This window comes from Micromonospora sp. ATLC20, from assembly GCF_057196585.1.
The window spans coordinates 1-23730 of the sequence record NZ_JBXUOV010000067.1; the positions used below are offsets into that span (position 1 = coordinate 1).

Sequence of the window (23730 nt, forward strand, 5' to 3'; positions counted from 1 at the left end):
CGGCGCCCGAGCGCCGGGCCGGACCGCGGCGACCGCGCGGTCCGCGCCGGCGACGACGCCCCGGGCGTGCGGGAGGAACGCCCGGCCGTCGTGTGTCAGCTCGACCCCTCGCGATGTACGGGTGAACAGGCGCACCCCCAGCTCCCGCTCCAGCGCGGCGATCCGCTTCGACACGGCCTGCTGGGTGACGCCCAGTTCGTCGGCGGCGTGCCGGAACTGCCCGAGTTCGGCAGCCCGCACGAACGACCGCACCGCCTCGCTGTCCACCGGCCCACAGTAGGCCGGTCCAGCCGATGGTTGTGACGCGCCGGGCGGCGGTTGTTTGCCCCGGCGCCCGAGCGGCCGGTCTGATGCGCGGGGCATCGGTGACGGGGGCGGGGCGTGCGGAGGCTGGGTTCGGATTTCGGGTGGCTGTGGTCGGCGTACGCGGTGAGCACGTACGGCACCTGGCTGGCGTTCGGCGCGTTCCCGCTGATCGCGGTGCGGGTGCTTGATTCGTCGGCGTTCGCCGTGTCGCTCCTGGAGGCGGCGGGGTCGGCGGTGGCGGCGGTGCTGGCGGTTCCGCTCGGGCCGTGGGTGGCCTACCGGCGGAAGCTGCCGGTGATGATCGCGACGGATCTGGTCCGGTTCGCGGCGCTGGCGAGCGTGCCGGCCGCGTACGCGCTCGGGATGTTGTCGTACGGCCAGTTGCTCGTCGTCGCGGTGGTCTGCGGGACGGCCGGCATCACGTTCACCGCCGCGTCCGGGGCGTACCTGAAGAGCCTGGTCCGGGGTGATCGGCTGCTGGCGGCGAACGGACGGCTCGAAGCGACGAGCTGGGCTGCGACGGCGGGCGGGCCGCCGCTCGGCGGTGCGCTCGTCGGGCTGCTCGGCCCGGTCGTCACCATCACCGCCGACGCGGTGAGCCACCTGCTGTCGGCACTCGCGGTCCGGCGGATCCGGGCCGCCGACACGGCCACGCCCCGCGACTCGGCGGGCGCCTCACGCGTCGCCGACCTGGGCACCGGCTGGCGGTTCGTGCGCCGCGACCCGGTGCTGTGGCGGCTGTTCCTCAACTCGGTGCTGGTCGGCGGCCTGATCATGGCGACCGCGCCGCTGCTCGCCGTGCTCCTGCTGGGTGAGTACCGGGTGGCGGCGTGGCAGTACGGGCTGGTCTTCGGGGTCTCCGCGCTCGGCGGCGTGCTCGGCGCACGGCTGAGCCCGCGCCTGGTGCGGCGGTACGGGCGGCAGCGGGTCATGACGGCGTCCGGCTGGCTGCGGTCGATCGTCCCGCTCGGCCTCGCGTTCACCCATCCGGGGACCACCGGGCTGCTGACCGTGATCGCCGTCGAGTCGGTGCTCATCACGTGCATGGGCGTGTTCAACCCGATCTACGCGACCGAGCGCCTGCGCCGCACCCCGCAGGCGCACACCGCGCAGGTCCTGACCGCGTGGAGTGTCACCGGCCGGCTCACCCAGGCCGCGCTGATGGCCGGGTGGGGCGTCCTCGCCACAGTCGTCGGCCCGCTCGCCGCGATCACCGTGTCCGGGGTGCTGCTGCTCGCCACGCCGCTGCTGCTGCCGACCCGCCGGCACACGCGCGACCCCGAGCCCGCGCGCCCGGCCGCCGCGGTCGTCTGAAGCCGGCGCCCGGCCGCCGCCGTCTCCTGAACCCGGCGGCCGACGGTCAGGACGCCAGGTAGGCGGTCAGCCGGTCGGCGAGCGGGCCCGGGCGGCTGAGCGCCACCGCGTGACCGCCGTCGATCTCGTCCGGCACCACGCCGAGCCGGTCGGCGGCCACCCGGCGCTGGAAGTCGGCGGGGAAGAACCGGTCGTCGCGGCCGATCAGCACCGTCGTCGGCACGGCCGGCCAGGTGGCCAGCGGCCACGGCTCGTCCCACTCCGCGCTCACCTGCTCCCGGCCGTGCGCGGGCGCCTCGGCGACGATCTCGGCCGGCACGCCGTTGTAGAACTGCTGCTCCTCGCTGAGCCCTTCCGGCTCGCGGTAGCCGGTGTCGCCCCACCAGTCCCCCGGCTTCTCGCCGGGCCGCGGGATCATCGGCGTGAGCAGGACCAGCAGGCGCACCGGCAGCCGGTCGGCGACTAGCGGGGCGGTGAACGCGCCGTACGAGTGCCCGACCACCACGAGGTCGTCGCGGTCGCCGGCGGCGTCGATCACCGCCTGGCGGAACTCGGCGAACCCCGCCGACCGGTCACCGATCGGCAGCTCCGGCACCACCGCGTCGTGGCCCCGGGCGGCCAGCTCGGGAACCAGCAGATGCCAGTCCCACGCGCTGCCCCCGCCGCCGTGGATGAGCACGAACGTCGTCATGCCCGGACCCTCCCACACCGGTACGACATGCCGTGGCCGTCAGTGCGGGTACGCCCGGGGTACCCGGGCGGCCCGCAGCTCGTCGCGGAACGCCTCGATGCGGGTGATGACCTGACGCCGCCCGATCGTGTTCTCGATCCGGTCGAGGTAGAGGCAGCGGGCGGCGAGCCGGGGCAGGTCGACGGAGAAGTAGATCGCCATGAGGGGGTTGACGAACAGGTCGCCGTGGCCGGTGCGCCGGCTGAACCGTACGTCTCCGAACGCACCGCCGGTGGCGGCGGCGATCTGCCCCTGGACGATGCTCGGCCGGTGCGGGGTGGCGGCCTGGGCCTGCGCGACCGCCTCGCGGTAGAGCACGGCCTCACGGCTGGAGCCGGGAATGGACAGCGCGCCGAGGTAGCCGCCCTCCCGGTCCAGCGCGGCCAGGTTCTCCAGCACCTCGACGTGGTTGACGCCGTCGTGCGCGTCGATGCCGAAACCCAGGCTGCTCACCAACCGGACCGGTACGTCCAGCCCGGCCACGGCGGCCAGGCTGGTGATGTCCTCCACCGGGGTGCCCAGGCCGCTCTCGTCGCCGCGCAGCAGGATGTCGGTGCCGCCGTCGACGAGCACGATCGCGTCGAGGTCGAGCCGGTCGACCAGGTGCCGGTACGCCCCCCGCAGCGGCTGCACGCCCAGCGGCGGGAAGGCGTACACGGTCGACGGCAGGTCCCGGCCCGCGAGCCAGCGGGCCAGGTGCGCCTCCGGGAAGTACCAGTCCGGGCTGAGGGTGTCCGGCCGGATCGCCGCGACGTGCTCGTCCACCCACACCTGCCGGTCGAGCAGTTCCAGCTCCGAGAAGGAGAGGCTGGCCAGGTGCACCCGCTTGCCGGCCTGCCACAACGCCAGCGCCAGCGGCAGGCCGGCGTATACGTCGAACCCGCCGCCGGCGCCGGCGATCAGGATGTCGTGCGCCGGGGCCAGGGCGGCGAACAACGGCGGAACGGCCAACGTGTACGCGGCGGTGTCTGTCACCGGATGATGATCTCCGCTCGCGTGGCGGCCCGCTGCCCCGAGGCCGCCCGGTCGAGGCGCGGCCCGGGGCCGGGGCCTGCTCGCTCAGACCGGGCGGCCGAACGTGACCGCCTCCCGGACGAGCCGTGGCGCCTTCTCCGCCAGTTGCGCGTCCGGCCGCGCGCCGAGCGCGTCGTTCACCGTGGAGAAGGCCAGCCGGAACGCGATCAGCGTGGTCGCCTCGAAGATCTCCCGGTCGCTCAGGCCGGCCTCCCGCAGGCGTCGCGTGTCGGCCTCGATGGTGGCGTTCGGGTCCGTCACGACCCGGCGGGACCAGTCCGCGAGCGCCGTCTCCCGCTCCGACAGGTCCGCCTCGTCGCCGCGCAGCACCGCGGCGGCGGTCTCCTCGTCGCTCATCCCGGCCAGCCGCGCACCCCAGGCCAGCGAGCAGTACGAGTCGCCCCGCGCGGCGGCCGTGGCGGCGACCAGCACCGCCACCTCACGCGCGGACAGCGTGGACTCGGACAGCAGCTCGGTGCGGGTGTTCTGGAAGGACATCAGCACGTCGGGCCGCCAGCACCAGACGCGGGTGAGGTTGTTGACGTAGCCGTCTGAGGCGAGATCGTCCTCGTATGCGGCTTTCGCCGCCGGGCTGTGCGGCGGTTCGGGGAGGAAGGCGGGATTCATGCGGGCAGTCTGCGCCACCCGGGCGGCCCCCACTGGCTGATCAACGACAGTACGATCCGCTGATGATCCAGGCGGTCTTCTTCGACGTGGGTGGGACGATCCTCGACGAGACGCGCGAGTTCGCGACCTGGGCGGACTGGCTGGGCGTGCCCCGGCACACGTTCTCCGCGGTCTTCGGCGCGGTGATCGCCCGTGGGCTGGACTACCAGGAGGTGTTCCGGGCGTTCCGGCCGGACTTCGACCTCACCGCCGAACTCGCGCGCCGGGTCGCGGCAGGTGACCCGGAGTCGTTCGGCGAGGAGGACCTGTACCCGGACGCGCGGGCCTGCCTGGCCGCCCTGCGGGAGCAGGGATTGCGCGTCGGCCTGGCCGGCAACCAGCCGGAGCACGCCGAGGCGACGCTGCGGGCGCTCGACCTGGCGGTGGACGTGATCGGCACGTCGGCGGCCTGGGGCGTGGCGAAGCCGGCGCCGGAGTTCTTCGACCGGGTGGTCCGCGAGAGCGGCGGCGACGCCTCGGCGATCCTGTACGTGGGTGACCGGCCGGACAACGACGCCGCCCCGGCGATGGCCGCCGGCATGACGGCGTGCCTGATCCGGCGCGGACCGTGGGGCCACATCCTCGACATGCCGGACGTGGCCGAGCAGTGCCTGTTCCGCATCGACTCGCTGGACGAGCTGCCGGCTCTGGTCGCCCGGCACAACGCGGCGGGCGGCTAGACCTTCCCGTCCCCGAAGACCGAGAGCCGGGTGCGGTGGTGGCGCGGCGCCTCGATCTCGTCGACCACCGCGACCGCCAGATCGGCGTACGACAAGTGCGCGAGCGCCGGGGCCTGCTCGCCGCCGAGGCGGTACCGGCCGGTGCGGGGGCCGTCCACGTCGAGCGCGGCCGGCGGGGTGAGCACCAGCCAGTCGACAGTGGTGTCCGCCGCGCGGAGCCGGTCCAGGCCGGCGGCGTGGCTGAGCGCGAACGGCCGCAACTCGGCGGGCAGGACGGCCGGGTCGTCGTGGAGGGGCCGGCCGTGCGCGTCGCTGAGCGTGGCGAACAGGCCGATCGCCACGAGCCGCGGCACACCTGAGCGGGTCAGGCCGTGCAGCAGCGCGTCGGCCGCCCGGACGAAGAACTCCGGATCGAGGCCGGCGGCGGCGAGCGCCTCCGGCCCGGACGCCGGGCTGACCGCGTGGACGACGGCGTCGTGCCCGTACCCGATCGAGGCGACCGCCTCCGGGTCGGTGACGTCGCCGCGTACCGCGGAGGTGAGGTCGGGATGGCGGGCGGGGTCGCGGACGACGGCTGTGACGCGGTGGCCGCGGCGGTGGGCCTCGGCGGTGATCGCGCGGCCGGCCCGGCCGCCCGCGCCGAAGACGGCGATGCTGGTCATGGCGCGACGCTAGGCCGCGGGGTGCCGGTTACCGCAACGGTACCGGGGTTACGCTCGGGCGGTGACGCCGCTCGATCCGGACATGTTCCACCCCGCCTGCCCGTCGCGGATGGTGCCGTTGCAGATCGGCGACAAGTGGACCGCGATGGTGGTGCTGTGCCTGGAGCACGGGCCACGCCGGTTCACCGAGCTGCGGGTGCCGCTGCGCACGATCACGCCGAAGGTGCTGGCCGAGACGTTGCGGGCGATGGAACGCGACGGGCTGGTCACGCGTACCGCCTACGACGAGAACCCGCCGCGTGTGGAGTACGCGCTGACGCCGCTGGGCCGCAGCCTGCTGACGCTGGTCGCGGCGGCCCGGTCGTGGAGCGAGCGGCACCTGGACGAGGTGCTGACGGCCCGGAGGTCGCACGACTCACGGATGCCGTGACCACACCTGTCGGCACCAGGCGTTGTGCCGGGCCGACCGGTCGCCCTAACCTCGCTCTGGTAGGCATCGACGGCGATCGGGGGACGCCATCAGCGGCAACGACACCGGGCGCGGCGGCCTGCGCAGGTTCGCCGCGAACGTGATGACGAACGTCCTCGCGAACCTCATCGCGGCGGCGATCATCTACGTGCTCGCCGCGGCCGCCGGGCTGCTCCCGCGCGACCCCGCGCTGATCGTCGCGGCGCTGATCCTCGTCAGCCTCGCCGCGGCCGTCGTGCTGACGTTCCTCATCACCACGAACGCCTTCGCCGACAAGGGGGACGTCCTCGCCGGGTGGACGGCGATCGCCCTCGGCACGCCGATCCTGACCTCGGCCGTGGGGTACGCGTTCCGTGAGGGCCGTCCGGCGACGGGGATCGGAGGCGGTCTGATGGGCGCGGGGCTCGCCGGCGCAGGCGTGGCGATGCTGGTGGCCGGACGGCGGATACGGCGGGCGGCCGACGCGTCGCCCGACGGGGATCAGCGGGCGGCTGAGCCGGGCGTCCGGCAGTAGCGTCGTACCCCCGGCATAGCCTGCTTGTCATGGGAACCGCTGAGCTGGACGAGCTGATCGTGCCCGACGCGGACGCGCTGCGCGCGTGGTTGTCCGCCCATCACGACACGTCTCCCGGCGTCTGGCTCGCCCTGACCCGCAAGGGCGGCACCGTCACCACGCTGACCTGGCAGCAGGCGGTCGACGAGGCGTTGTGCTTCGGCTGGATCGACGGGCAGGCCCGCAAGCGCGACCACGAGAGCTCCTGGATCCGGTTCACCCCGCGCCGGGCCCGTAGTTCGTGGTCGCAGCGCAACGTCGGGCACGTGGCCCGGCTGGAGGAACAGGGGCGGATGACGCCGGCGGGCCGGGCCGCGGTGGAGGCCGCGAAGGCGGACGGCCGGTGGGCGGCGGCCTACGCGCCGCCGTCGGAGGCCGAGGTGCCGGCCGACCTGCTCGCCGCCATCGCGGCCGAGCCCGCCGCCCAGGCCATGTTCGATGTCCTGACCAGCGCCAACCGGTTCGCGCTCATCCACCGGCTCAACGCGGTCAAACGCGCGGAGACCCGGACGCGCAAGATCGGCGAGTTCGTCGCCATGCTGGCCCGCCACGAGACGTTCCACCCGCAGAAGGCGAAGCCACCGACCGCTCCGTGACGTGCCGCGCCCGTACGGCCGATTCCGGCAGCCGCGACGACCCCGCGCCCGGCGACCGGCGGGGTGAGCCGGGCGTAGGCTCGAACGAGCCGACGGCAGGAGGTCGCCCGCGATGATCCCGGCGCTGATCCTGTTCGGGCTTCTCCTCGGGCGCTGGTGGCGGTCGTCGCTCGTCGCCGCCGCGCTGGGCTGGCCGGTCCTGCTGGTCGCGTCCGGCGTGATGGACGTCGGAGCCGGGCTGCTCGGCGCGGCCGGGCTGGCCGTCGCGAACACCGGTGCCGGCGTGCTGCTCCACCAGGGAGCCCGCCTGGCGATCCGGACGCTTCGGGCGCCCTGAGCCGGGTCCGTGCGCTACCCGGTGCCGCCGGTGTTCCGGATCATCCGCCGGAGCACCTTGAGGGTGGTGACGTAGTCGGCGTCGTCGACGCCGTCGTGGATGCGGGCCCGGATCCCCGGCGCGTGCTGCTTGAGGCGGAGCCGGGCGGCCTCCCCCGCCTCGGTGATCCGTAGCCGGCCGTCCGCGTCGCGGGTCAGCCAGCCGCGTTCGCGCAGCACCTCCGCCTCGGCGTCCAGGTCGTCCTCGGCCCGCAGGTACGAGCGCATCGCGTGCCGCAGCTCGGGCACGGTCAGTCCGCCGCCACCGGGCAGGAGGTCGTTCGGGGACAGGTTGCGCAGGAGCCAGAACTGGGGCTGGGTGAAGCCGTGCGCGGCCTGCTGGGCCCGGGTGAAGGCGATGAGCGACTCGTACGCGACGCCGGTCCAGTAGGCGGCCGGCTGGCCCGCGAGTTCGGCGTCGGACAGGTGCGGTGTCGTCATGGTGCTCTACCTCCGGCGGTGGTCGGGGTGAGCACGACGCTAGGACCTCGACCAGGCTTCAGGTCAAGGCCGCGCGGGGCATCGCGTACCGGCCGGTCCCGGCATGATGGGCCGATGCAGGTAGCGATGGCGACCGACGCGGGGCATCCCGGCCGTACCAATGAGGACTTCGCGGGCGCCGTACCGTCCGGCCTGGTCCTGGTCGACGGTGCCGGCGGCATCGCCGGCGCGGCCGAGATCTGCCATCACGGCATCGCGTGGTACGCGACCCGGCTCGGCGGCGCGTTGCTCGGCGCGCTGGCGCAGGGGCGGAGCCTGCGCGACGTGCTGGCCGAGGGCATCGAGCGGGTCACCGACGCGCACCGCGACACGTGCGACGTCGCCCATCCGATCAGCCCGTTCGCGGCGGTGGCGATGCTGCGGTTCTCCGGCGACAGCGTCGAGCACCTGGTCCTCGGCGACGCGGTGGCTGTCGTCGGCCGTGCGGACGGCGAGCCGCTCGTCGCCCACGACCCGCGTGAGGTGGTGATCGCGCGGTCCTTCGAGGAGCGGCTGAGGGACGTGCCGGAGGGCGGCGACGAGTACCGGCGGCTGCTGATGGAACTGCGCTCCCGCCGCAACAGCCCCGGCGGTTTCTGGGTCGCCAAAAACGACCCGGCGGTGGTTGCCGAGGCGGTCACCGGCACGTGCCCGGCCGGCGAGGTGGGCACTGCGGCGCTGCTCAGCAACGGCGCGAGCCGGCTCGTGGACACGTTCGGGCACTCCGACTGGGCAGGGCTGCTGCGCCTGCTGGAGACCGACGGCCCGGCGGACGTCATCCGCCGGGTCCGCGAGGCCGAGGCACGCGGGGGCGTCGCCACCGATGACGCCACGATCGTCTGCCGGCACTGACCGGCGCGGCCACCCGCGTGCGCGGGCCCGCCGTCCTCGTGTTGACTGCGGCGATGGACCGTCAACGCCTGAGCAGCATCGCGCACTCGCACCACCCGATCGCGGCCCCGATCTCCGGCCTCAGCCTCAACCGGCTGCTGCGCCGAGCGGGCCGGCGGCCGGAGGCCCGGATCCTCGATCTCGGCTGCGGTGAGGCCGCCTGGGCGTTGCAGGCTCTCGCGCACTACCCGGACGGGCACGCCGACGGCGTGGACCTCAGCCCGTACGCGCTCGAACGCGCAGCGGACGCCGCCGCCGAACGCGGCCTCGCCGACCGGCTCACCCTGCACGAGCGCGACGCCCGAGCGTACGTGCCGGACGGCGACTACGACCTGGTGCTGTGCGTCGGGTCGACGCACGCACTCGGCGGCTTCGGCGAGACGCTGAGGCTGGCCGGCCGGCACGTGAAGCCCGACGGCATCCTGATGGTCGGCGAGGGGTTCTGGCAGGTGCCGCCGTCGCCGGGGGCGCTGGCGGCGCTGGGGGCGAAACCGGACGACCACGCCGACCTCGCCGGTCTGGTCGACGCCGCCGAGCAGGCGGGCTGGGCCCCGGTGTACGCGCACGTCAGCGACACCGCCGAGTGGGACGACTACGAGTGGTCGTGGACCGGCTCGCTCACCGAGTGGGCGCTGGACAACCCCGGTCACCCGGACGCCGCCGGGGCGCTGACGGCCGCCCGCGAGCACCGTGACCAGTGGCTGCGGGGGTACCGGAACATGCTGGGCTTCGTGACGTTCGTGCTGCGCCGGATCTGAGCGGCGGGCGGTGCGGGTCCGACCCGGGACAGGCGGGCGGGGCACTATCGTTCGGGCGTGCAGATCCGTTTCGCCGTACCGGCCGATCCCGCCTATCCGGCCCGCGTGGCCGCCGCGCTCGCCGCCGCCCGGCTGCGCCGGTTCGGCTACATCGGCGCGGCCCTCGCCGCGATCGGGGTGATCGGCTGGATCGCCTCCCAGGCGTCGGCGCGGTTCGCGTCGCTGTGGACCGCGTTGATCGTGGCCGGCGTGCTGTCGATGCTGTACGCGCCGTGGGTGCGGTGGCGGGCCCGGCGCCGCTCCGGCGGGTACGCCGTCGAGGGCGGCTACGACATCGACGACCGCAACATCATGATGCGCAGCGGTTCGGAGTCCGGCGGCATCGCCTGGGACGGCGTCACGCGGGTCACCGAGACCCCTGATTTCTGGATCGTGTACGTGGGACGCATGCCGGCCACGGTGATCCCCCGGTGGCTGATGTCCGCCGAGGACGCCGGGACGTTGCGCGCCTTCATGGCCGAGCGGCACCTTCTCGGCGACCGTTGACCATGCATTGATCGGCTGTATATGTTGCCTCGGTGAGTGAGATGCGCGAGGCGACCTTCCTGATCCTGACCGCGCTGGCCGACGAGCCGCGCCACGGCTACGGGATCATCCAGGAGGTCACCGGCCTGTCCGGCGGTCGCGTCAACCTGCTGCCGGGCACCCTCTACGCCGCCCTGGACCGCCTCGTCGCGCAGGGCCTCGCCGAACTCAGTCACGAAGAGGTCGTCGACGGCCGGCTGCGCCGCTACTACCGGCTGCGCGCCGACGGCCGGGCCGAGCTGGCACGCCAGACCGAGCGGCTGCGACAGCTCGCGTCCGCCGCCGAGTCCCGGCTGCGCGCCCTACGGCCCCGCACCGCCTGACCCCCACCGTCGCGGCTCCCGAGGGAGACATCCATGCATCGCTGGCTGCTGCTGGCCTACCCCCGCGACTACCGCCGGGCGCGCGGGGCCGAGATCCTGGAGACGGTACGGGACGTCGGCCCGGCCCATCGGCGTACCCGGGTCGCGGCGAATCTCGTACGTCATGGTCTGCGTGCCCGGCTGGGGCGGCCGGCGAGCCGTACCGTGGTGGCCTGGGCGGCGGTCTTCGCGGTGGTCTGCGGTTTGTTCGCCGCGTCGTTCTGCACCTGGCTCGCGTGGCTCGGCTCCCGCCCGCTCGACCACCGGGACCTCGCCGCCGTGGTCGGGCAGCTCTACCCGGACCGGCAGGTCAGCCACATCGACCGGGACGACCCGCCCGCCGTGTTCCTCATCTACGGCCACCCGCTGAACGAGGACCTCCTGTCCGAGCTGCTCCTCGGTGACGGCGGCGAGTACGCACTGGCCGAGCTGACCGCGTCGTTCGACCAGACGCCGGCCGGCGGCCTCACCGACCTGCGGCAACGCCTGGACGCCGCCGGGTGGGAGCGGAGCGAGCCCGTCAGAACCGACGCGTACGGCTGCGTCCCCGGCAGTCCGCAGTGCGACCCGGCGTCCATCCCCTCCGACATCACCGTGTACGCCGGACGCGGCGACCACATCCTCGCCGCGGAGCTCAACGCCGAGGGTTCGATGAACCTCACCCTCAGCCGCGCCACCCCCGGCGCCGCGTATCCCGCGGGTCTGCTCGGCTTCGTGCTGGGCACGCTCGGCGGCTGGGTGCTGTTCGGCTGGGCGAGCCGCCGCACCGAGGGAGGACGCCCGCTGGTGCAGGGCCCGGCGAAGGTTCTGTACGGCGTCGCGATGGTGTTCTGGGCCGCGCCGACCCTGCTCGGCGCGCCGATGATGCTCACGCACCACCTGAGCGAGCCGCATCCGCGCTGGCACGTGCCGTGGGAGTGGCTCGGCCAGCCCACCCTGTCGTTGCCGTTCCTGCTCGGCGCGGTCCTGCTGATCGTCGCGCTGGGGCTGGCGGCGCTGCCGCACCGGCGCCCGGCGGGCCGCACCCTCGCCGGGGCGTCGGACCCGGCGGTCTAGCGGCGCCGGGCTAGCTAGCCGGGCATCGCGTGCCGGTGGCGGGCACCGTCAGATCGACGAGGTACCTGTCCACCACGGCAGTCGTGCAGTCGTTGCGCTGGTAGGTGCCGTGGCCCCAGCCCTCGTAGGTGACCAGACGCCCGTGCCGGCCGAGTTGCCGGGCGACGTCCACCGCCCAGGCGTAGCCGGTACGGGGATCGTGCCGGGAGTTGAGCAGCAGCAGCGGCGTGCGGGTGTGCACGTTCAGCTCGTGCGGCGGATTACGGACCGGGGACGGCCAGCCCAGGCAGGTCTGCACGGCCAGCAGACCGGCGCCGTACCGGACGTCCGGGGCGGCCGCCCTGGCTTCCCGGACCAGGCCGGCGTACTCGGCGTAGTCGCGTACCTCGGCGGGCCAGTCCGCGCAGAACGCCGCGACCGAGATCGAGAGATTCACGGCCGGTGGCGGCGTACCGGCGTCCATGTCCCGCACGATCGCGGCGAGTTGCGCCCAGCGCGGGCCGGCGAGCATGCCGAGTGCCACGGCGGTGACGTCGAAGGCGGTGCGGGGGGCGTACTCACCACGGTCCGCGCGGGCCAGCACCCGCGCCCACACCGATCGCACGTCCCGATCGTGGAGCACACAGTCCGCCGAGCTGTCGCACCAGGAGACGAACTCGTCGAACGCGTCCTGCAACGCGGCGGCCTGAGTCCGTATGAAGGACCGCACGTCGAGGCTGTGGTCGAACACGCCCTCCAGCACGACGGCCCGCACGTGGCCGGGGTACCGCTCGGCGTACTGCTGGCCCAGCAGGGTGCCGTACGAGCTGCCGTGGAAGGACAGCCGCCGCTCCCCCAGCGCACGCCGCAACGCCTCGAGGTCACGGACGGTGCTGAGCGTGTCGGCGTGGTCGAACACCGGGCTGGTCGGGCGGCACCTGCTCCACAAGGCCTGGTTGTAGGCCACCGCGGCGTCGAAGTCCGCCTGACCGGCAAGCGGGACGGGCGGCCTGCGCAGCGCCGGATCCGGCGTGCAGACGGGCGCGGCGGTACGGGCCACGGTGCGCGGGTCGAAGCTGACCAGGTCGAACCGGTCCAGCAACTCGTCGCTGAACCGGTCGCCCCTGCGGATGCGTTCCACCCCCGAGTCGCCGGGGCCGCCCGGCCCGAACACCAGCGTGCCCACCCGCTGCTCCGGCAGGCGCGCGGACCGGCGTGCCACGGCGAGGTCGAACGTCGGGCCGTTCGGCCGGGCCCAGTCCACCGGCAGTCTGAGCCGGGCGCACCGCACGCGCGGATCCGGCGGGACGTCCGGCAGGTCGTCGGCGCACTCGCCCCAGGCGAGGCGCGGCGGTGGGAGCCCGGCGCGCGCCGCGCCGGGCAGTCCTGCCAGGACGGTGAGCACGGACAGAGCGACGGCCATGGTACGTCGGTACACGGCACCTCCCGGTATCTGGATGCTCGTCGATTCTTCAGCGGCGTCCCACCCGAGTCCCATACGGAAACGCCCCGATATGCCCGTCGGGTCTTTCCCCCATTCCGTCCCTGACGCCGGGTTACGGCAGGCGAGCCGTACCCGTGGCGGTCTAGCATCTGGCGATGACCTCGCCCCTGGATCGCCTGCCGAAGATCGGCGCACCGGCCACGCGGGCGCTGACCGCCGCCGGCTACACCACGCTGCGCCGGCTCGCCGGGGTGCCGCGCGCGGAGCTGGCCCGGCTGCACGGCATGGGGCCGAAGGCGCTTGGCGTCATCGAGGCCGCCCTCGCCGAGCACGACCTGCGGCTGAGCTGACGGGGTGACCGCTGTGCCATTCGGGCGGCTCCACCACCTGATCGTCGACTGCCCGGACCCGATGGCCGAGGCACGGTTCTGGAGCGCGGTCCTCGGTGACCCGATCACGTACGCGGACGACGACTTCACCGTGGTATCGGCGAGTACGGCGACGTCCGGGCTGGCGTTCCAGCGCGCCCCCGGCCTGACGCCGCCGACATGGCCGGATCCGGCGGTGCCGCAGCAGATGCACCTCGACGTGATGGTCGACGACCAGGACGCGGCGGGCGAGGCGGTGCTCGCGCTGGGCGCACGGCGGTTGCCGGGCGACCACGTGTACGCGGACCCGGCCGGTCACCCGTTCTGCCTGATCAGGCGCCCCACCTGGGCGTCGCCGGTGGACGGATCCGCATGACCGGCGCGCGCGGCGGCCGGCCGGCCGACCGCTGGACGAGGAACGCCTGGCGGACCCTGCACCTCGGGGTGGCGATCACCGCGGCGTGTCTGCTCTGGGCCGTCAGTGTCCCCGGCTTCGTCTTCGTCGTGATGCTCGGCGTGGTGCTCCTGCTCGCCGTGACCGGTCTGGGCTGGGCCATCCTGGTGGGCTTCTTCGTGGTGGAGCGCCGCCGCTGGTCCTGGCGGTTCCTGGTCGCCCCGGTGATCGTCGTGCTGACGGGGGCGCTGGTCGTGGCCGGAGCGCCGTTCCAGGCCCGCTGGGCGGTGAGCCGTGGCGCGTTCGAGCGGGTGGTCGCCACGCTGCCCGCAGCCGGCCCGCAGGACGCCGAGTGGTCGAAGGTGCCGGTGCCGCACCGGATCGGCACCTACCGCATCACCTCGGCCTACACCGTGCCCGGCGGAGTGGTGCTCTACGAGAGCAACGGGTACATGCTCGACGACGCCGGGTTCGCCTACCTGCCGCAGGGCCCCACCGAGGACCTCGCGAACGAGGACTTCGAAGCCCCGCGCTTCACGCATCTCGGTGGTCCCTGGTACAGCTGGACCGCGAGCTGGTAGGCGAACATCCGGCGTCCCTGCCCTACCTCAGGTGCCGGGCGAAGAACCGGTTCGCGGGCTCCCCCTCGAACCACGGCACGCCGGTGTGACCGCCCATGTTGGCGTGCAGCGTCTTCTCCGCCGAGCCGAAGGCGTCGAACAGGTCCAGTGCCATCTGCCGGTCGTTGCCCTCGTCGTCCCACTGGAGCAGGACGTGCAGCGGGATGGTGACCCGCCGGGCCTCCTCGACGATGGTGCGCGGCACGAAGCTCCCGGCGAACAGGAGCGCCGCCACGATGCGGGGTTCGACAAGCGCCAGCCGTACGCCGATCGAGATCACGCCGCCGGCGTAGCCGACCGGGCCGCCGATCTCGGGCAGTGCGAGCAGGGCGTCCAGCGCGGCCCGGCACTCCGGGACCGCCTCCTCCACCAGCGGCAGGACGAGCCGGTCGACCACCTCGTCGGCGACCGGCTCACCGGCTGCCAGTGCCCGGCGCAGGTCGGCGCGGGCCTGCTCGGCGGCGGCGGACGCGGGCCGGTCGCCGCTGCCGGGAAGTTCGAGGGTGGCGGCCGCGAAGCCCTGCGCGACGCAGCCCTCCGCCCGGGCCAGCAGGCGGGGATACATCCGGCGCAGTCCGCCGGGGTGGCCGAGCAGGATCAGCGGGACCGGGGCGGACGCGGACGCGGGCGTCCACAGGAGGCCGGGGATCCCGCCGAGGGTGAACTCGCGTTCGCGGACCTCGTCGGCGAGGCGTTGTTCGGAGGTGAAGCGCATGGTCGTGCCTCTCGGGAGTGCGTCGGCGCTCCCGGACGACCTATCGCCCGGCCGTGACCCCCGAGGGGAGCACCCATGTCGTTACTGCGGTCACGGGTACCACCTCCCTCGTTCTCCGGCACGGCCACCGGCAAGGTAGCAGCGCCCGCCGGGGCCGGCCAACCGGTTTATCGCGGCGTGATCCGCGCCGGACCGTCAGCCGCGCTCGAAGCCGGCGAAGACGACAGTCAGCGTCCGGGCTTGCAGATGCTCGTCCCAGCCCCCGTGCAGTGCGCCCTGGCACATGCCGGTGAGCAGCGCCATCACCTCGGGTAGCCGTACCGAGTCGGCGACGGTTCCGGCGGCCTGGGCCTGTTCCAGCAGCCTGCCCACCGCCTCCTCCAGGTGACCCACCGCGTCCGGAAGCCGGATGTCCACCCCGGATCCGGCGAGTAGTTCGACTGCGGTCTTCTTCGCGGCGGCCTGCGCCACGGTGTATCTGAAGAACCCGAAGAGGTCGTGTCGTCCCGCCTCGTCGGCGAGCTGTGCGAGCAGTCGCTTCATGAGCGCGACGAGCAGGTCCTCCTTCGTGGGGAAATGACGGAAGACCGTGCCGATGGCAACGCCCGCCCTGCGGGCCACCTGCTCGGTGGAGGTACGGGTGCCGAACTCTGCGAAGACCGCCTCGGCGGCGTCCAGGATGCGTGCCCTGTTGCGTTGCGCGTCGGCGCGCAGCGGCGGACCCTCTACCAAAATGAGCCTCCACTCATTATTCTCACGGACACAAGTCGAGTGACGACTCATTATCTCGGAGGGCGGCATGACACCACAGGAGATCTTCGAGAGCATGCGCGCCCGATGGCTGGCCGGTCTGCCCGCCTTCGACGCGGATTCGCTGGCCGACGACGTGGTGGTCGAGACGCCCTTCGCCGCGCCCGGCCAGCCGACGCGCACCGAGGGGAAGCAACCCGTTCTCGACTACACGCGGGCGGGCCGGGCGGTGTTCCCGGTGCGGTTCGACGACTGCCGCGGCGTGGTCGTACACGAGACGGCGGATCCCGAGGTGATCGTGGTCGAGTACGAACTCGTCGGCACGCACACGGTGACCGGGGCGACCGGATCCGCGCCTTTCATCGGGGTGTTGCGGACCCGGGACGGCAAGCTGGCCCACTGGCGCGAGTACCAGCACACGCTCGCCATCGCTCAGGCCGCCGGCCAGGCGTGAGGCTGGACCACCACAGGAGCGCCGCGCGCCGCCCCGCTCAGGAGGACGGTGTCGGCGACGGGGCGAACGGCCACGGCTGCGGGCCGAACAGCTCCGTGCACGCGGTGAGGAGCCCGCGCTGCGCCTCGGCCATGCGCGCGTCGACCGGGCCGGTGTCCGCGTTCGGGTCGTTACGGACGAACATGTCCCCGGATTCCTTCGCCGCCACCGCCAGTCGCTCGCCGGCGTCCCGGACGCCCGGGTCGGCCGCCTTGCGGGCACGCATGGCGATCGGCGAGTTCGAGGTGAAACGGACGTCCTGCTGCTCGACCACCCGGGCCACCATGTTGCACGCACCGGCCGCGACCTTGTCCGCGGGCGCGGTCGAGCCGGCCTGAGGAGCGGCCGAGGACGCCGCGGCGGACGACGACGGGGTGGCGGACGTCGACGGCGCGGGGTCCGCGGGCGCGCACGCGGAGACGACGAACAGCAGGGAGAGTGCGGCGAGTTCACGTTTCACCGCACGAGGCTATCGATCATGGTGGGCGTGGCCTCCGTCCGGGTGCCACGCCCATCCCGTCATCGCGTCGGCTTCGGACCTGTCACTCACCGGCCGCGCGGAGAATCGCCTCCGTCTCGGGGTCGGGCATGATCTCGCGGACCTCCTGCGCGCAGCGGCACGATGCGGCGATCTTGGCGGCCCACTTCAGCGCGTCCTCATGGGAGGCCACGTCCACGATCACGAACCCACCGATGACCTCCTTGGTCTCGGGAAACGGTCCGTCGGTGACCGCACCGTCCGTACCCACGATGGTCGCCTGCTGGCGTTCGAGCCCGGTGCCGTACACGAACACACCGGCGTTCACGGCCTCCTGGACGACGGCGTGCGCCTCCTTGCCCACCTGGGGGATCTCCTCGGCGGGGATGTGGTCCATCGCGCCGTCGTTGAACGAGATCAGGTACCGCGGCATGCCATGACTCCCTTGTCCGTGCGGCCCGGTGCGGCCGCCTCTCACCCGTACTACGAACGAGCCGCCCCGGATGCGACGCTGTGTGCCCCCTGCCGAAGCTGCTCGGCGAAGCCGTCGTCGTGGTCCGGCCTCATCCGGCGTCCTCCGGGATGGGCACGGCGGTGCCGGTCACCGCGATCCCGGCGCCGTCCCCGGCGGGGATGCCGACGGTGAGCAGGCTCGGGCGGCCCATGTCCTCGCCCTGCCGCACGGTCACCGTCGCGGGCGGCCGCACCAGGCCCAGCTCGCGCAGGTAACCGCCGAACGCGGCCGCCGCCGCGCCGGTCGCGGCGTCCTCGACCACGCCGCCGGGCGGGAACGGGTTGCGCGCGTGGAACACCAGCGGGGACTCGCGGTGCACGAGGTCGATCGTCGTCCAGTCCCGTTCGGCCATCAGCGCGCTCAACGCCGCCATGTCGTAGTCCAGGTCCGCCAGGCGCTGCCGGGTCGCGCCGGCCACGATCGGATGCCAGGCCCCGGCGTACGCGACACGCGGCGGCAGCGTCGCGTCGAGATCGTCCGGCGACCAGCGCAACGCGGCGAGCAGCGCCGCCAGGTCGTCCGCGGCAAGGGGTACGGTACGCGGCGCGACGCTCGTCAGCGTGGCGGTGGTGGCGCCGTCGGCCTGCACGCTCGTGGCGACCTCGACCAGCCCGGCGCGGGTGTCCAGGTGGAGCACACCGGGGCCGTGCCGCTGCGCGTACGCGACCGCCGACGCGATCGTGGCGTGTCCGCAGAACGGCACCTCCGCCTTGGGGCTGAAGTAGCGGACGGTGAACCGCCCGCCCCCGCCGGCGGGCACGAGGAACGCCGTCTCGGAGTAGCCGACCTCGGCCGCCACCTGCTGCATCTCCGCGTCGCCCGCTCCGGTGGCGTCCAGCACGACACCGGCCGGGTTGCCACCGGCGGGGTCGGCGGTGAACGCGGCGTATCGGAGAATGTCCATGATCACGAGCCTAGCGGCGGCGGTCCGGCTCGTGGGCCCCGAGGCGAGCCACGCGGAACTACTCTCCGGGCATGCCCAGTTTCGAGATCACCCCCATCGGTACGGTCCGCAACGACCGGACGGACATCCAGCACAGCGACAACTGGGGTGCGGTCCGCAGCACCGTCGTCGTCGACGAGCGCTTCGGCGAGGCGTGTCTACAGGGCCTGGACGGGTTCTCCCATGTGGAGGTGCTGTTCGTCTTCGACGGTTTCCCGGACGGCGGCGACCACCGCGAGCCCCGCCCCTACCGGGGCCGGGCCGACCTGCCGCCGATGGGCGTGTTCGCCGGTCGTGGGCCGCGCCGGCCGAACCGGATCGGCGTGACGTGCTGCCGGATCGAGTCCGTCGACGGCCGGGAACTGACGGTGGTGGGGCTCGACGCGGTGTCGGGCACGCCCGTGATCGACCTGAAGCCGGTGCTGAAGGAGTTCGTCCCCGCCGACGTCAGGCAGCCGGAGTGGGTCAGCGGCATGATGTCCGACTACTTCCGGCCGTAGCGTCGGCGCGGCACCTCACCGCAGCAGCCTCTCCGTGAGGTCCATCAACCGCTCGGCGTCATGGGGGTCGAGGGTCGGGAAACCGGGCGGAAGTCGCTTCCCCCGGTCGACGGCGGTCACCGGCGCGGTCGGCGGCGCGTCCAGGAACTGGTGAATCGGCGCCACCGCGTCCGCGACGGACCGGGCGGCGACCGCCGCCGCCACCGCGAGCAGCCCCCGTACCACGAACGGGAGCGCGCTACGGTCACCGCTCCTGGTGAACCCGGGATGGTAGAGCACGTATCGGGCCCGGCTGCCGGACCGCTGGGCGAAGCCCACGCCGAGCAGATCGTTGGCCCGCCCGGCCTGCAACTGCGCGGCGACGGCCGAGTAGCCCGCCGTCATCTGTGGATCCGTCCAGCGCACCGCGCCTTTCGTGACGCCGACACCGGCGACGTTCACGATCACCGGCGCGGTCGCCCGGTCCAGGGCCGGACGCAGACCGAAACTGAGCAGGTAGCGACTGACGTAGTAGAGCGCGAACGTGCGCTCCAGTCCCTCCACCGTCTCGATGCGACGGGGCGCCACAGCATTGGCGAACAACGCCAACGCGTCCACGACCTGGTACTCGCCGAGGATGTGCTCGATGACCTGCCGCGTCTCGGCCGTGCTGGACAGATCGACGGGAAGGAAGGCGATCAGGCCGCCGGCCATCGCTCCGCCACGTTCACGGCTGCGGCCGAGCACCAGGACGCGGTCGCCACGTTCGGCCCGCCCCAGGGCGAACGCACGCCCCATCCCGTTCGTCCCGCCACTGACCACCACGACGCCCACGTCGCCCCCTCTATCGTTTGCTCATCGGCCTGCCTCATCCTGGGCAGCAGGCCGGCGGAGGCGAAAGAAGGCACTTTCATGTCCACAGGTAACATTGATGTGAGTGCCTCGCTGCGCGATCATCGACTGCCGATGCCGGTTCCGGCCGGCGATTACGATCGCTGCCCGGTCACCGACCTGCTGCGGCGGGTGAGCGACAAGTGGACGCTGTTGCTGATCACCCTGCTCGGCCGGCATCCGCACCGGTTCAACGAGTTGCACCGCGCCGTGGAGGGCATCAGCCCACGCATGCTCACCCGGACACTGCGCGCGCTGGAAAGCGACGGCCTGGTCGAACGTGAGGTGTTTCCGACGGTGCCGCCGAGCGTCGAGTACCGGCTGACGCCACTCGGGGTCAGCCTGCTGGAGCCGCTCTCCGCGCTGGCCGACTGGGCGGTCGCCCACCATGCCGAGATCGTCGCGGCACGTCAGCGACCCGCCTGAGACACCCGCGCTCATCCGGCCGCACGTGGGCACCCGCGACACCGGTCCGGCGGTTGTCCGCCGGACGGCGGGCGTCGATCTGGGATGCTTCGTCCATGCCGTCCTTCCCGCCCACCTTCTCCGCCGAGGTCGTCGCACAGCCGGCGCAGGCCCAGTTCGAGGCGTTCCTCGACGAGCAGCGCGACGCGCTCGACCGCTGCCTGGACGGACTGACCGAGGAACAGGCGCGCCGATCGCTGGTGTCCTCCCGGACCACGCTGCTGGGTCTGGTGAAGCACGCGGCCTTCGTCGAGAAGGTCTGGTTCGACGAGGCCGTCACGGGCCGGTCGCGAGCCGAGATCGGCATCCCGGAGCGGTCGGAGGACTCGTTCCTCCTCGACGACGGCGACACGATCGCCGGCGTCCGGCGGGCATACCGCGACGCCCGCGACGCGTCACGCCGGGCGACCTCCACGCGGGGCCTGGACGACGTCCTCACCGGGCACCGGCGGGGCCCGCTTCCGCTGCGCTGGGTGTACCTCCACGTCCTGCGCGAACTCGCCCAGCACTGCGGGCACGCGGACATCCTCCGGGAGCAGATCCTCGACGGACAGCGGGCGGCCGGCGGTGGTTCGTCGTCGTAACGGCCGGCGTCACGCGCCGGCGCCCTCGTCGGGGTCACCGGTCGACAAGTCGGGGGCACGCATCCGCCACGCGTCGGTGACCAGTTCCGTCAGGCGCTCGACGCCGACGTGCGCCAGCCGCAGCATGACCAGGGGTAGCCCGTCATACGCGGGGGTGGTGAAGAACAGGTCGGGCTCGCCGAGGAGCAGGGCCTGCTTCTCCGCCTCGTCGCCCACGTACAGCACGGCGATGTCGGTGCGGATGCGCCGCGGCCTACCGGACGTGCGCTCGGGATACGACCAGACGAACCCCTTGCCGGCGACCCGGAAGTCGAAGCCGTCACTGTCGATCTCGACCACGTGCGGCAGCGACAGCGCCACCCGACGGACATCGTCCGCATCAGCCACGACGGTCACCCCGGCACACCGCCTCCCACACCGGCACAGCCTAGCCGCCGCGCCGCCGTCCGGTGGCAGGCCGTCGACGTCCTTCGGGGCCGTCCCGATGGTCAGATGGTGAATCCGCCGTCGACGTTCACCGTCGCGCCGGTGACGTAACGCCCGTCCGGGCCGGCCAGGAACGCCACGGCGGCGGCCACGTCGACCGGCTGCGCGAAGTGGCCGAGGGCGGTGAACCCGTTGATCGTGTCCGCGTTCGGGCCGTCGGCCGGGATCAGCTCGGTGTCCGTGGCGCCGGGGTTCACCAGGTTCACCGTGATCGCTCGACCGCCGAGTTCGCGCCCGAGCGCCTTGGTCAGGCCGATCAGGGCGGTCTTGCTCATCGCGTAGAGCGAGAAGCCCGGGAAGACCGCCCGCTCGGCCGTGTTGCTGCCGATGTTGACGATCCGTCCGCCGCGCCGATGCCACGGCCACCACCGGTGACGAGAGCTACCTTGCCGTCAAGTGCGTTGTTCATGTGGAGAGCCTGGTCGACAATGGGTCGCATGTCCGGCGGGGATCGGACGCCGCGTTCGTGACACCGCGCCGTCGTTCCGAATGGACCGGTGGCGGGCACCATCTCGGCTGCAAGGTGGGTGACGTGGGTACCGACATCGCCGGTGGGGTGGAGATCCGGCCGCACGGTCCGGGTTCGCCCTGGAGGCTGGCCGACGTCGGCCTGGATGCGCTACCTCGCCATTACGACGCCTTCGGGCTGCTGTTCGGTGTGCGCAACTACGCCGGGTTCGAGCCGGTCGCGCCCGGCCGTGGCGTGCCGGACGACGCCGGCGCCGACCTGCGCGCTCTCCTCGCGGACGGCGAACACGACCACACCTGGGCGACGTGGGCGCAGTTGGCATCCGTCGACTGGAGCGCGCAGGCGCCCCGTGTGGACGACCGGATCCATGAGTACGAGCTGACGAGCCAGGGGCCGCGCTTCGTGGGCAAGGCCGGACACCACGGACGAGCCTGGCGCGAGGTGGCCGGCGAGCACGCGGACCACCGGGGCAGCAGCTACCCGGAGGGAACCGAATGGCGGGCGGGCGACCGGATGTGGCGGGTGGAGCGCCTGACCCACGGTGATGTGCTGCGCGCCGACCCGCAGCTACGCGCGCTGCTCGACCGCATGCGCGAGCTTGCCGAGCGGTACGGCGACGACAACGTACGGCTCGTCGTCTGGTTCGACAGCTAGCGGCGCCCCGCGCGGTCAGGAGGCTTCTCACTCATCGCCGCGCGCGTACTCCCCCGTACAGCCGGACACGGTGGTCGACGTCGCGGTCCGGCTCGCCGTACCCGAAAGGCGCCCGACGCCCGGTCGTGCCCGAGCCACAGTCCGACCTCGCGGGCCAGCGCGACGCCTCCGGCGCGTACCCTTCCCGGTGTTGGTAGCCGACCTCCTGGTCGGCGAGCACGTCGTGGACGACCAGTTCGGCGTCCGGAAGCGGCCGGGGCGGCGGCATCGCCCGGACGAGGCCGCGGCGGGCGTTCGCCGCCGGCGAACCGCGGGCGGCGGCGGTCCACCGGACGCGGACCCGCTGAATGAGGATCACCGCCCAGGTGTACCCGGAGCGCGCGGCCCGGGCCTCGGTTGTCGAACCTCAGCCCGGGCCGCCTCGCCGGGGCTCAGTTCACCGCTGTGTAGAGCCGTTGCCCGCCGGGCCGGTAGCCGACGCGCTCGTAGACCCGCCACGAATCCTCGCCACCGGCCTCCAGCCAGGCGACCTCCGCACCGGCGTTGAACAGCCGCCGGGTGACGTCGGCGGTGATCGCGGACGCCAGTCCCCGGCGGCGGTAGGACGCGCGGACGGCGATGCCGGCCACCTCGCTGACCGCGCCGACGGGCGCCGCCGCACCGCCGCCGCCCGCGCAGTCACCGTCCTCGGTGACGGCCGTGACGACCACGCCGCCGGCGTCCTGCTGACGCCGCAGGCGAGCCACGTCGGCCTCGGAGGCGACCGGATCGTCGCCGAACGCCTCGTTCTGCACGCTGATCAGCGCGGCGCGCTGGGAGTCGGCACTCGGTTCGCACAGCCTAAGGTGGTCCGGCACGGGTGGGGACGCCAGCGTGTCCGGCACGCAGACCAGGTAGGTGTGCCGGGCCTCCACGGTGAAGCCGGCGGCGGTCAGCAGCGCCTCCAGATCGGGGGCGCAACTGGTGACGTACTCCAGGCGGGGTTTGCGGTCGGCGGCGTGGAACGCCGCGACCAGGGCGGCGACGTCGGCCGCGGTGACGGCGGCGCCGGGACGCGGCGTCGCGTAGTTGACGTACGGGCTGGCCGTTGTCGGGTCCAGCCCGATCACGAACGGCCCCACCTCGACCGGCGCGGGCCGGCGCGACAGGTTGACGACGACTGATTGTTGGATGCGGGCATCCATGCTCAACGGGGAACCTCGATGCATGAGAGAAGCTGCGACGGGCGGAAGAAACGTCGGGCCGCCCCGCCGTGTCGCAGGCACGCGGCGGTCATCCGTCGCGTGGCCGACACTCAGGCGGCCGCTCGGCCTACCCGGATCACAGGCGTCATTCCCTCATGCAGAGTGCCCACGCGGTGCGCGTGGCCGACCACAACCTTGCCCCTCCCGACCTGGACGTGTCAACCGCGTACGGCCGGACGTCGAGAAGCATCTCGCTTGTGGATCAAGATCGGAGCGGGGGTCCTCGTGGGGTGCAATGGACGGACGACCTGACGGTGCGCCTC

Annotated in this window: 35 protein-coding genes and 1 pseudogene; 19 read left to right on the top strand and 17 right to left on the bottom strand. The window is 73.2% G+C overall.

What is annotated here, in order from left to right; all coding sequences use genetic code 11:
- The coding region (locus AC2CHG_RS15995; protein ID WP_484525020.1) for a LysR family transcriptional regulator at positions 1–267 on the bottom strand (267 nt) is incomplete at its 3' end.
- 114 nt (positions 268–381) lie between these two features.
- Between AC2CHG_RS15995 and AC2CHG_RS16000 the strand changes: the two genes are divergently transcribed.
- A complete protein-coding gene (locus tag AC2CHG_RS16000; RefSeq protein WP_484525021.1) occupies positions 382–1620 on the top strand; it encodes an MFS transporter in 1239 nt (412 codons plus the stop codon).
- Positions 1621–1666: 46 nt separating this feature from the next.
- Here AC2CHG_RS16000 and AC2CHG_RS16005 read toward each other — a convergent pair whose 3' ends face one another.
- From AC2CHG_RS16005 to AC2CHG_RS16015, 3 genes are all read right to left on the bottom strand, one after another.
- The gene (locus AC2CHG_RS16005; protein WP_262015455.1) at positions 1667–2311 is read right to left on the bottom strand and encodes an alpha/beta fold hydrolase; all 645 of its coding nucleotides are present in this window, start codon (positions 2309–2311) and stop codon (positions 1667–1669) included.
- Between the two features lie 39 nt (positions 2312–2350).
- Positions 2351–3325 (bottom strand): DUF1152 domain-containing protein, encoded by a 975-nt coding sequence (locus tag AC2CHG_RS16010; protein ID WP_484525022.1) that lies wholly within the window; start codon positions 3323–3325, stop codon positions 2351–2353.
- An 84-nt stretch (positions 3326–3409) separates the two neighbouring features.
- Positions 3410–3991 (bottom strand): carboxymuconolactone decarboxylase family protein, encoded by a 582-nt coding sequence (locus AC2CHG_RS16015; RefSeq protein WP_484525023.1) that lies wholly within the window; start codon positions 3989–3991, stop codon positions 3410–3412.
- Positions 3992–4053: 62 nt separating this feature from the next.
- Here AC2CHG_RS16015 and AC2CHG_RS16020 point away from each other — a divergent pair, with 62 nt between their 5' ends.
- Positions 4054–4710: an HAD family hydrolase gene (locus AC2CHG_RS16020; RefSeq protein ID WP_484525024.1), complete on the top strand. Its 657-nt coding sequence runs from the start codon at positions 4054–4056 to the stop codon at positions 4708–4710.
- Here the strand turns inward: AC2CHG_RS16020 and AC2CHG_RS16025 are convergent.
- The gene (locus tag AC2CHG_RS16025) at positions 4707–5372 is read right to left on the bottom strand and encodes an NAD(P)-dependent oxidoreductase (protein ID WP_484525025.1); all 666 of its coding nucleotides are present in this window, start codon (positions 5370–5372) and stop codon (positions 4707–4709) included. The two genes, AC2CHG_RS16020 and AC2CHG_RS16025, sit on opposite strands and share 4 nt — an antisense overlap.
- A 61-nt stretch (positions 5373–5433) precedes the next feature.
- Between AC2CHG_RS16025 and AC2CHG_RS16030 the strand changes: the two genes are divergently transcribed.
- The 4 genes from AC2CHG_RS16030 to AC2CHG_RS16045 all read left to right on the top strand — a co-directional run bounded on the left by AC2CHG_RS16030 (position 5434) and on the right by AC2CHG_RS16045 (position 7327).
- Positions 5434–5802 (top strand): winged helix-turn-helix transcriptional regulator, encoded by a 369-nt coding sequence (locus tag AC2CHG_RS16030; RefSeq protein ID WP_318333780.1) that lies wholly within the window; start codon positions 5434–5436, stop codon positions 5800–5802.
- Between the two features lie 142 nt (positions 5803–5944).
- Positions 5945–6355 carry a diguanylate cyclase gene (locus AC2CHG_RS16035; RefSeq protein ID WP_194801754.1) on the top strand — a complete coding sequence of 137 codons (411 nt, stop codon included), beginning with the start codon at positions 5945–5947 and terminating at the stop codon, positions 6353–6355.
- A 29-nt stretch (positions 6356–6384) separates the two neighbouring features.
- Positions 6385–6990, top strand: coding sequence for a YdeI/OmpD-associated family protein (locus AC2CHG_RS16040; protein ID WP_366620600.1), 606 nt, complete (start codon positions 6385–6387; stop codon positions 6988–6990).
- A 112-nt stretch (positions 6991–7102) separates the two neighbouring features.
- Positions 7103–7327, top strand: coding sequence for a hypothetical protein (locus tag AC2CHG_RS16045; protein ID WP_484525026.1), 225 nt, complete (start codon positions 7103–7105; stop codon positions 7325–7327).
- 14 nt (positions 7328–7341) lie between these two features.
- Here AC2CHG_RS16045 and AC2CHG_RS16050 read toward each other — a convergent pair whose 3' ends face one another.
- Positions 7342–7806: a MarR family winged helix-turn-helix transcriptional regulator gene (locus AC2CHG_RS16050; RefSeq protein ID WP_269696819.1), complete on the bottom strand. Its 465-nt coding sequence runs from the start codon at positions 7804–7806 to the stop codon at positions 7342–7344.
- A gap of 126 nt (positions 7807–7932) precedes the next feature.
- On the opposite strand from AC2CHG_RS16050, the gene AC2CHG_RS16055 reads away from it, so the two are divergent.
- Genes AC2CHG_RS16055 through AC2CHG_RS16075 form a run of 5 tightly spaced genes read left to right on the top strand, consistent with a single transcriptional unit; the run spans position 7933 to position 11497 of the window.
- Entirely contained in the window at positions 7933–8697 is a 765-nt protein-coding gene (locus AC2CHG_RS16055) for a hypothetical protein (protein ID WP_484525027.1), read from the top strand.
- Between the two features lie 53 nt (positions 8698–8750).
- Complete coding sequence (locus AC2CHG_RS16060) at positions 8751–9494, top strand: SAM-dependent methyltransferase (RefSeq protein WP_366620594.1); 744 nt, start codon at positions 8751–8753, stop codon at positions 9492–9494.
- A 57-nt stretch (positions 9495–9551) separates the two neighbouring features.
- Entirely contained in the window at positions 9552–10040 is a 489-nt protein-coding gene (locus tag AC2CHG_RS16065; RefSeq protein ID WP_357209638.1) for a YcxB family protein, read from the top strand.
- Between the two features lie 41 nt (positions 10041–10081).
- Positions 10082–10402: a PadR family transcriptional regulator gene (locus tag AC2CHG_RS16070; protein WP_194801797.1), complete on the top strand. Its 321-nt coding sequence runs from the start codon at positions 10082–10084 to the stop codon at positions 10400–10402.
- Between the two features lie 33 nt (positions 10403–10435).
- On the top strand, positions 10436–11497 hold the full coding sequence (locus tag AC2CHG_RS16075; protein ID WP_366620592.1) for a hypothetical protein: 1062 nt from the start codon (positions 10436–10438) through the stop codon (positions 11495–11497).
- 10 nt (positions 11498–11507) lie between these two features.
- Here the strand turns inward: AC2CHG_RS16075 and AC2CHG_RS16080 are convergent, their stop codons facing one another.
- Positions 11508–12899 (bottom strand): alpha/beta hydrolase, encoded by a 1392-nt coding sequence (locus AC2CHG_RS16080; protein WP_484525028.1) that lies wholly within the window; start codon positions 12897–12899, stop codon positions 11508–11510.
- Positions 12900–13075: 176 nt separating this feature from the next.
- Between AC2CHG_RS16080 and AC2CHG_RS16085 the strand changes: the two genes are divergently transcribed.
- The 3 genes from AC2CHG_RS16085 to AC2CHG_RS16095 are packed head-to-tail and all read left to right on the top strand — an operon-like array spanning position 13076 to position 14263.
- The gene (locus AC2CHG_RS16085; RefSeq protein ID WP_366620588.1) at positions 13076–13270 is read left to right on the top strand and encodes a helix-hairpin-helix domain-containing protein; all 195 of its coding nucleotides are present in this window, start codon (positions 13076–13078) and stop codon (positions 13268–13270) included.
- Positions 13271–13274: 4 nt separating this feature from the next.
- A complete protein-coding gene (locus tag AC2CHG_RS16090) occupies positions 13275–13664 on the top strand; it encodes a VOC family protein (protein WP_269696814.1) in 390 nt (129 codons plus the stop codon).
- The gene (locus AC2CHG_RS16095; protein ID WP_484525029.1) at positions 13661–14263 is read left to right on the top strand and encodes a hypothetical protein; all 603 of its coding nucleotides are present in this window, start codon (positions 13661–13663) and stop codon (positions 14261–14263) included. Before AC2CHG_RS16090 ends, AC2CHG_RS16095 begins: the two co-directional genes overlap by 4 nt.
- 22 nt (positions 14264–14285) lie before the next feature.
- Here the strand turns inward: AC2CHG_RS16095 and AC2CHG_RS16100 are convergent, their stop codons facing one another.
- Both AC2CHG_RS16100 and AC2CHG_RS16105 read right to left on the bottom strand, forming a co-directional pair.
- Complete coding sequence (locus AC2CHG_RS16100) at positions 14286–15017, bottom strand: alpha/beta hydrolase (RefSeq protein ID WP_366620582.1); 732 nt, start codon at positions 15015–15017, stop codon at positions 14286–14288.
- Positions 15018–15212: 195 nt separating this feature from the next.
- Positions 15213–15749 carry a TetR/AcrR family transcriptional regulator gene (locus AC2CHG_RS16105; protein WP_366620580.1) on the bottom strand — a complete coding sequence of 179 codons (537 nt, stop codon included), beginning with the start codon at positions 15747–15749 and terminating at the stop codon, positions 15213–15215.
- Between the two features lie 67 nt (positions 15750–15816).
- Between AC2CHG_RS16105 and AC2CHG_RS16110 the strand changes: the two genes are divergently transcribed.
- Positions 15817–16221, top strand: coding sequence for a nuclear transport factor 2 family protein (locus AC2CHG_RS16110; RefSeq protein ID WP_262015475.1), 405 nt, complete (start codon positions 15817–15819; stop codon positions 16219–16221).
- Between the two features lie 37 nt (positions 16222–16258).
- Here the strand turns inward: AC2CHG_RS16110 and AC2CHG_RS16115 are convergent, their stop codons facing one another.
- From AC2CHG_RS16115 to AC2CHG_RS16125, 3 genes are all read right to left on the bottom strand, one after another.
- Complete coding sequence (locus tag AC2CHG_RS16115; protein ID WP_484525030.1) at positions 16259–16720, bottom strand: hypothetical protein; 462 nt, start codon at positions 16718–16720, stop codon at positions 16259–16261.
- An 82-nt stretch (positions 16721–16802) separates the two neighbouring features.
- Positions 16803–17171 (bottom strand): YciI family protein, encoded by a 369-nt coding sequence (locus AC2CHG_RS16120; RefSeq protein ID WP_484525031.1) that lies wholly within the window; start codon positions 17169–17171, stop codon positions 16803–16805.
- Between the two features lie 130 nt (positions 17172–17301).
- Positions 17302–18156: a PhzF family phenazine biosynthesis protein gene (locus AC2CHG_RS16125; RefSeq protein WP_262015478.1), complete on the bottom strand. Its 855-nt coding sequence runs from the start codon at positions 18154–18156 to the stop codon at positions 17302–17304.
- Positions 18157–18227: 71 nt separating this feature from the next.
- On the opposite strand from AC2CHG_RS16125, the gene AC2CHG_RS16130 reads away from it, so the two are divergent.
- Positions 18228–18695 (top strand): SAM-dependent methyltransferase, encoded by a 468-nt coding sequence (locus AC2CHG_RS16130; RefSeq protein ID WP_262015479.1) that lies wholly within the window; start codon positions 18228–18230, stop codon positions 18693–18695.
- Positions 18696–18710: 15 nt separating this feature from the next.
- On the opposite strand, the gene AC2CHG_RS16135 is transcribed toward AC2CHG_RS16130, so the two are convergent.
- Positions 18711–19508 carry an SDR family NAD(P)-dependent oxidoreductase gene (locus AC2CHG_RS16135; protein ID WP_262015480.1) on the bottom strand — a complete coding sequence of 266 codons (798 nt, stop codon included), beginning with the start codon at positions 19506–19508 and terminating at the stop codon, positions 18711–18713.
- Positions 19509–19586: 78 nt separating this feature from the next.
- Here AC2CHG_RS16135 and AC2CHG_RS16140 point away from each other — a divergent pair, with 78 nt between their 5' ends.
- Positions 19587–19991, top strand: coding sequence for a winged helix-turn-helix transcriptional regulator (locus AC2CHG_RS16140; RefSeq protein WP_484525032.1), 405 nt, complete (start codon positions 19587–19589; stop codon positions 19989–19991).
- A gap of 95 nt (positions 19992–20086) precedes the next feature.
- A complete protein-coding gene (locus AC2CHG_RS16145; RefSeq protein ID WP_262015482.1) occupies positions 20087–20614 on the top strand; it encodes a DinB family protein in 528 nt (175 codons plus the stop codon).
- Positions 20615–20623: 9 nt separating this feature from the next.
- On the opposite strand, the gene AC2CHG_RS16150 is transcribed toward AC2CHG_RS16145, so the two are convergent.
- A complete protein-coding gene (locus AC2CHG_RS16150; RefSeq protein ID WP_262015483.1) occupies positions 20624–21001 on the bottom strand; it encodes an MmcQ/YjbR family DNA-binding protein in 378 nt (125 codons plus the stop codon).
- 101 nt (positions 21002–21102) lie between these two features.
- Positions 21103–21450 (bottom strand): annotated as a pseudogene (locus tag AC2CHG_RS16155) (SDR family NAD(P)-dependent oxidoreductase); the annotation flags it as partial.
- Between the two features lie 182 nt (positions 21451–21632).
- Between AC2CHG_RS16155 and AC2CHG_RS16160 the strand changes: the two are divergent.
- Entirely contained in the window at positions 21633–22223 is a 591-nt protein-coding gene (locus AC2CHG_RS16160) for a hypothetical protein (protein WP_355509436.1), read from the top strand.
- A gap of 31 nt (positions 22224–22254) precedes the next feature.
- On the opposite strand, the gene AC2CHG_RS16165 is transcribed toward AC2CHG_RS16160, so the two are convergent.
- Positions 22255–22581 (bottom strand): hypothetical protein, encoded by a 327-nt coding sequence (locus tag AC2CHG_RS16165; protein ID WP_484525033.1) that lies wholly within the window; start codon positions 22579–22581, stop codon positions 22255–22257.
- A gap of 73 nt (positions 22582–22654) precedes the next feature.
- Positions 22655–23407, bottom strand: coding sequence for a GNAT family N-acetyltransferase (locus AC2CHG_RS16170; protein ID WP_484525034.1), 753 nt, complete (start codon positions 23405–23407; stop codon positions 22655–22657).
- Positions 23408–23730: the final 323 nt, after the last annotated feature.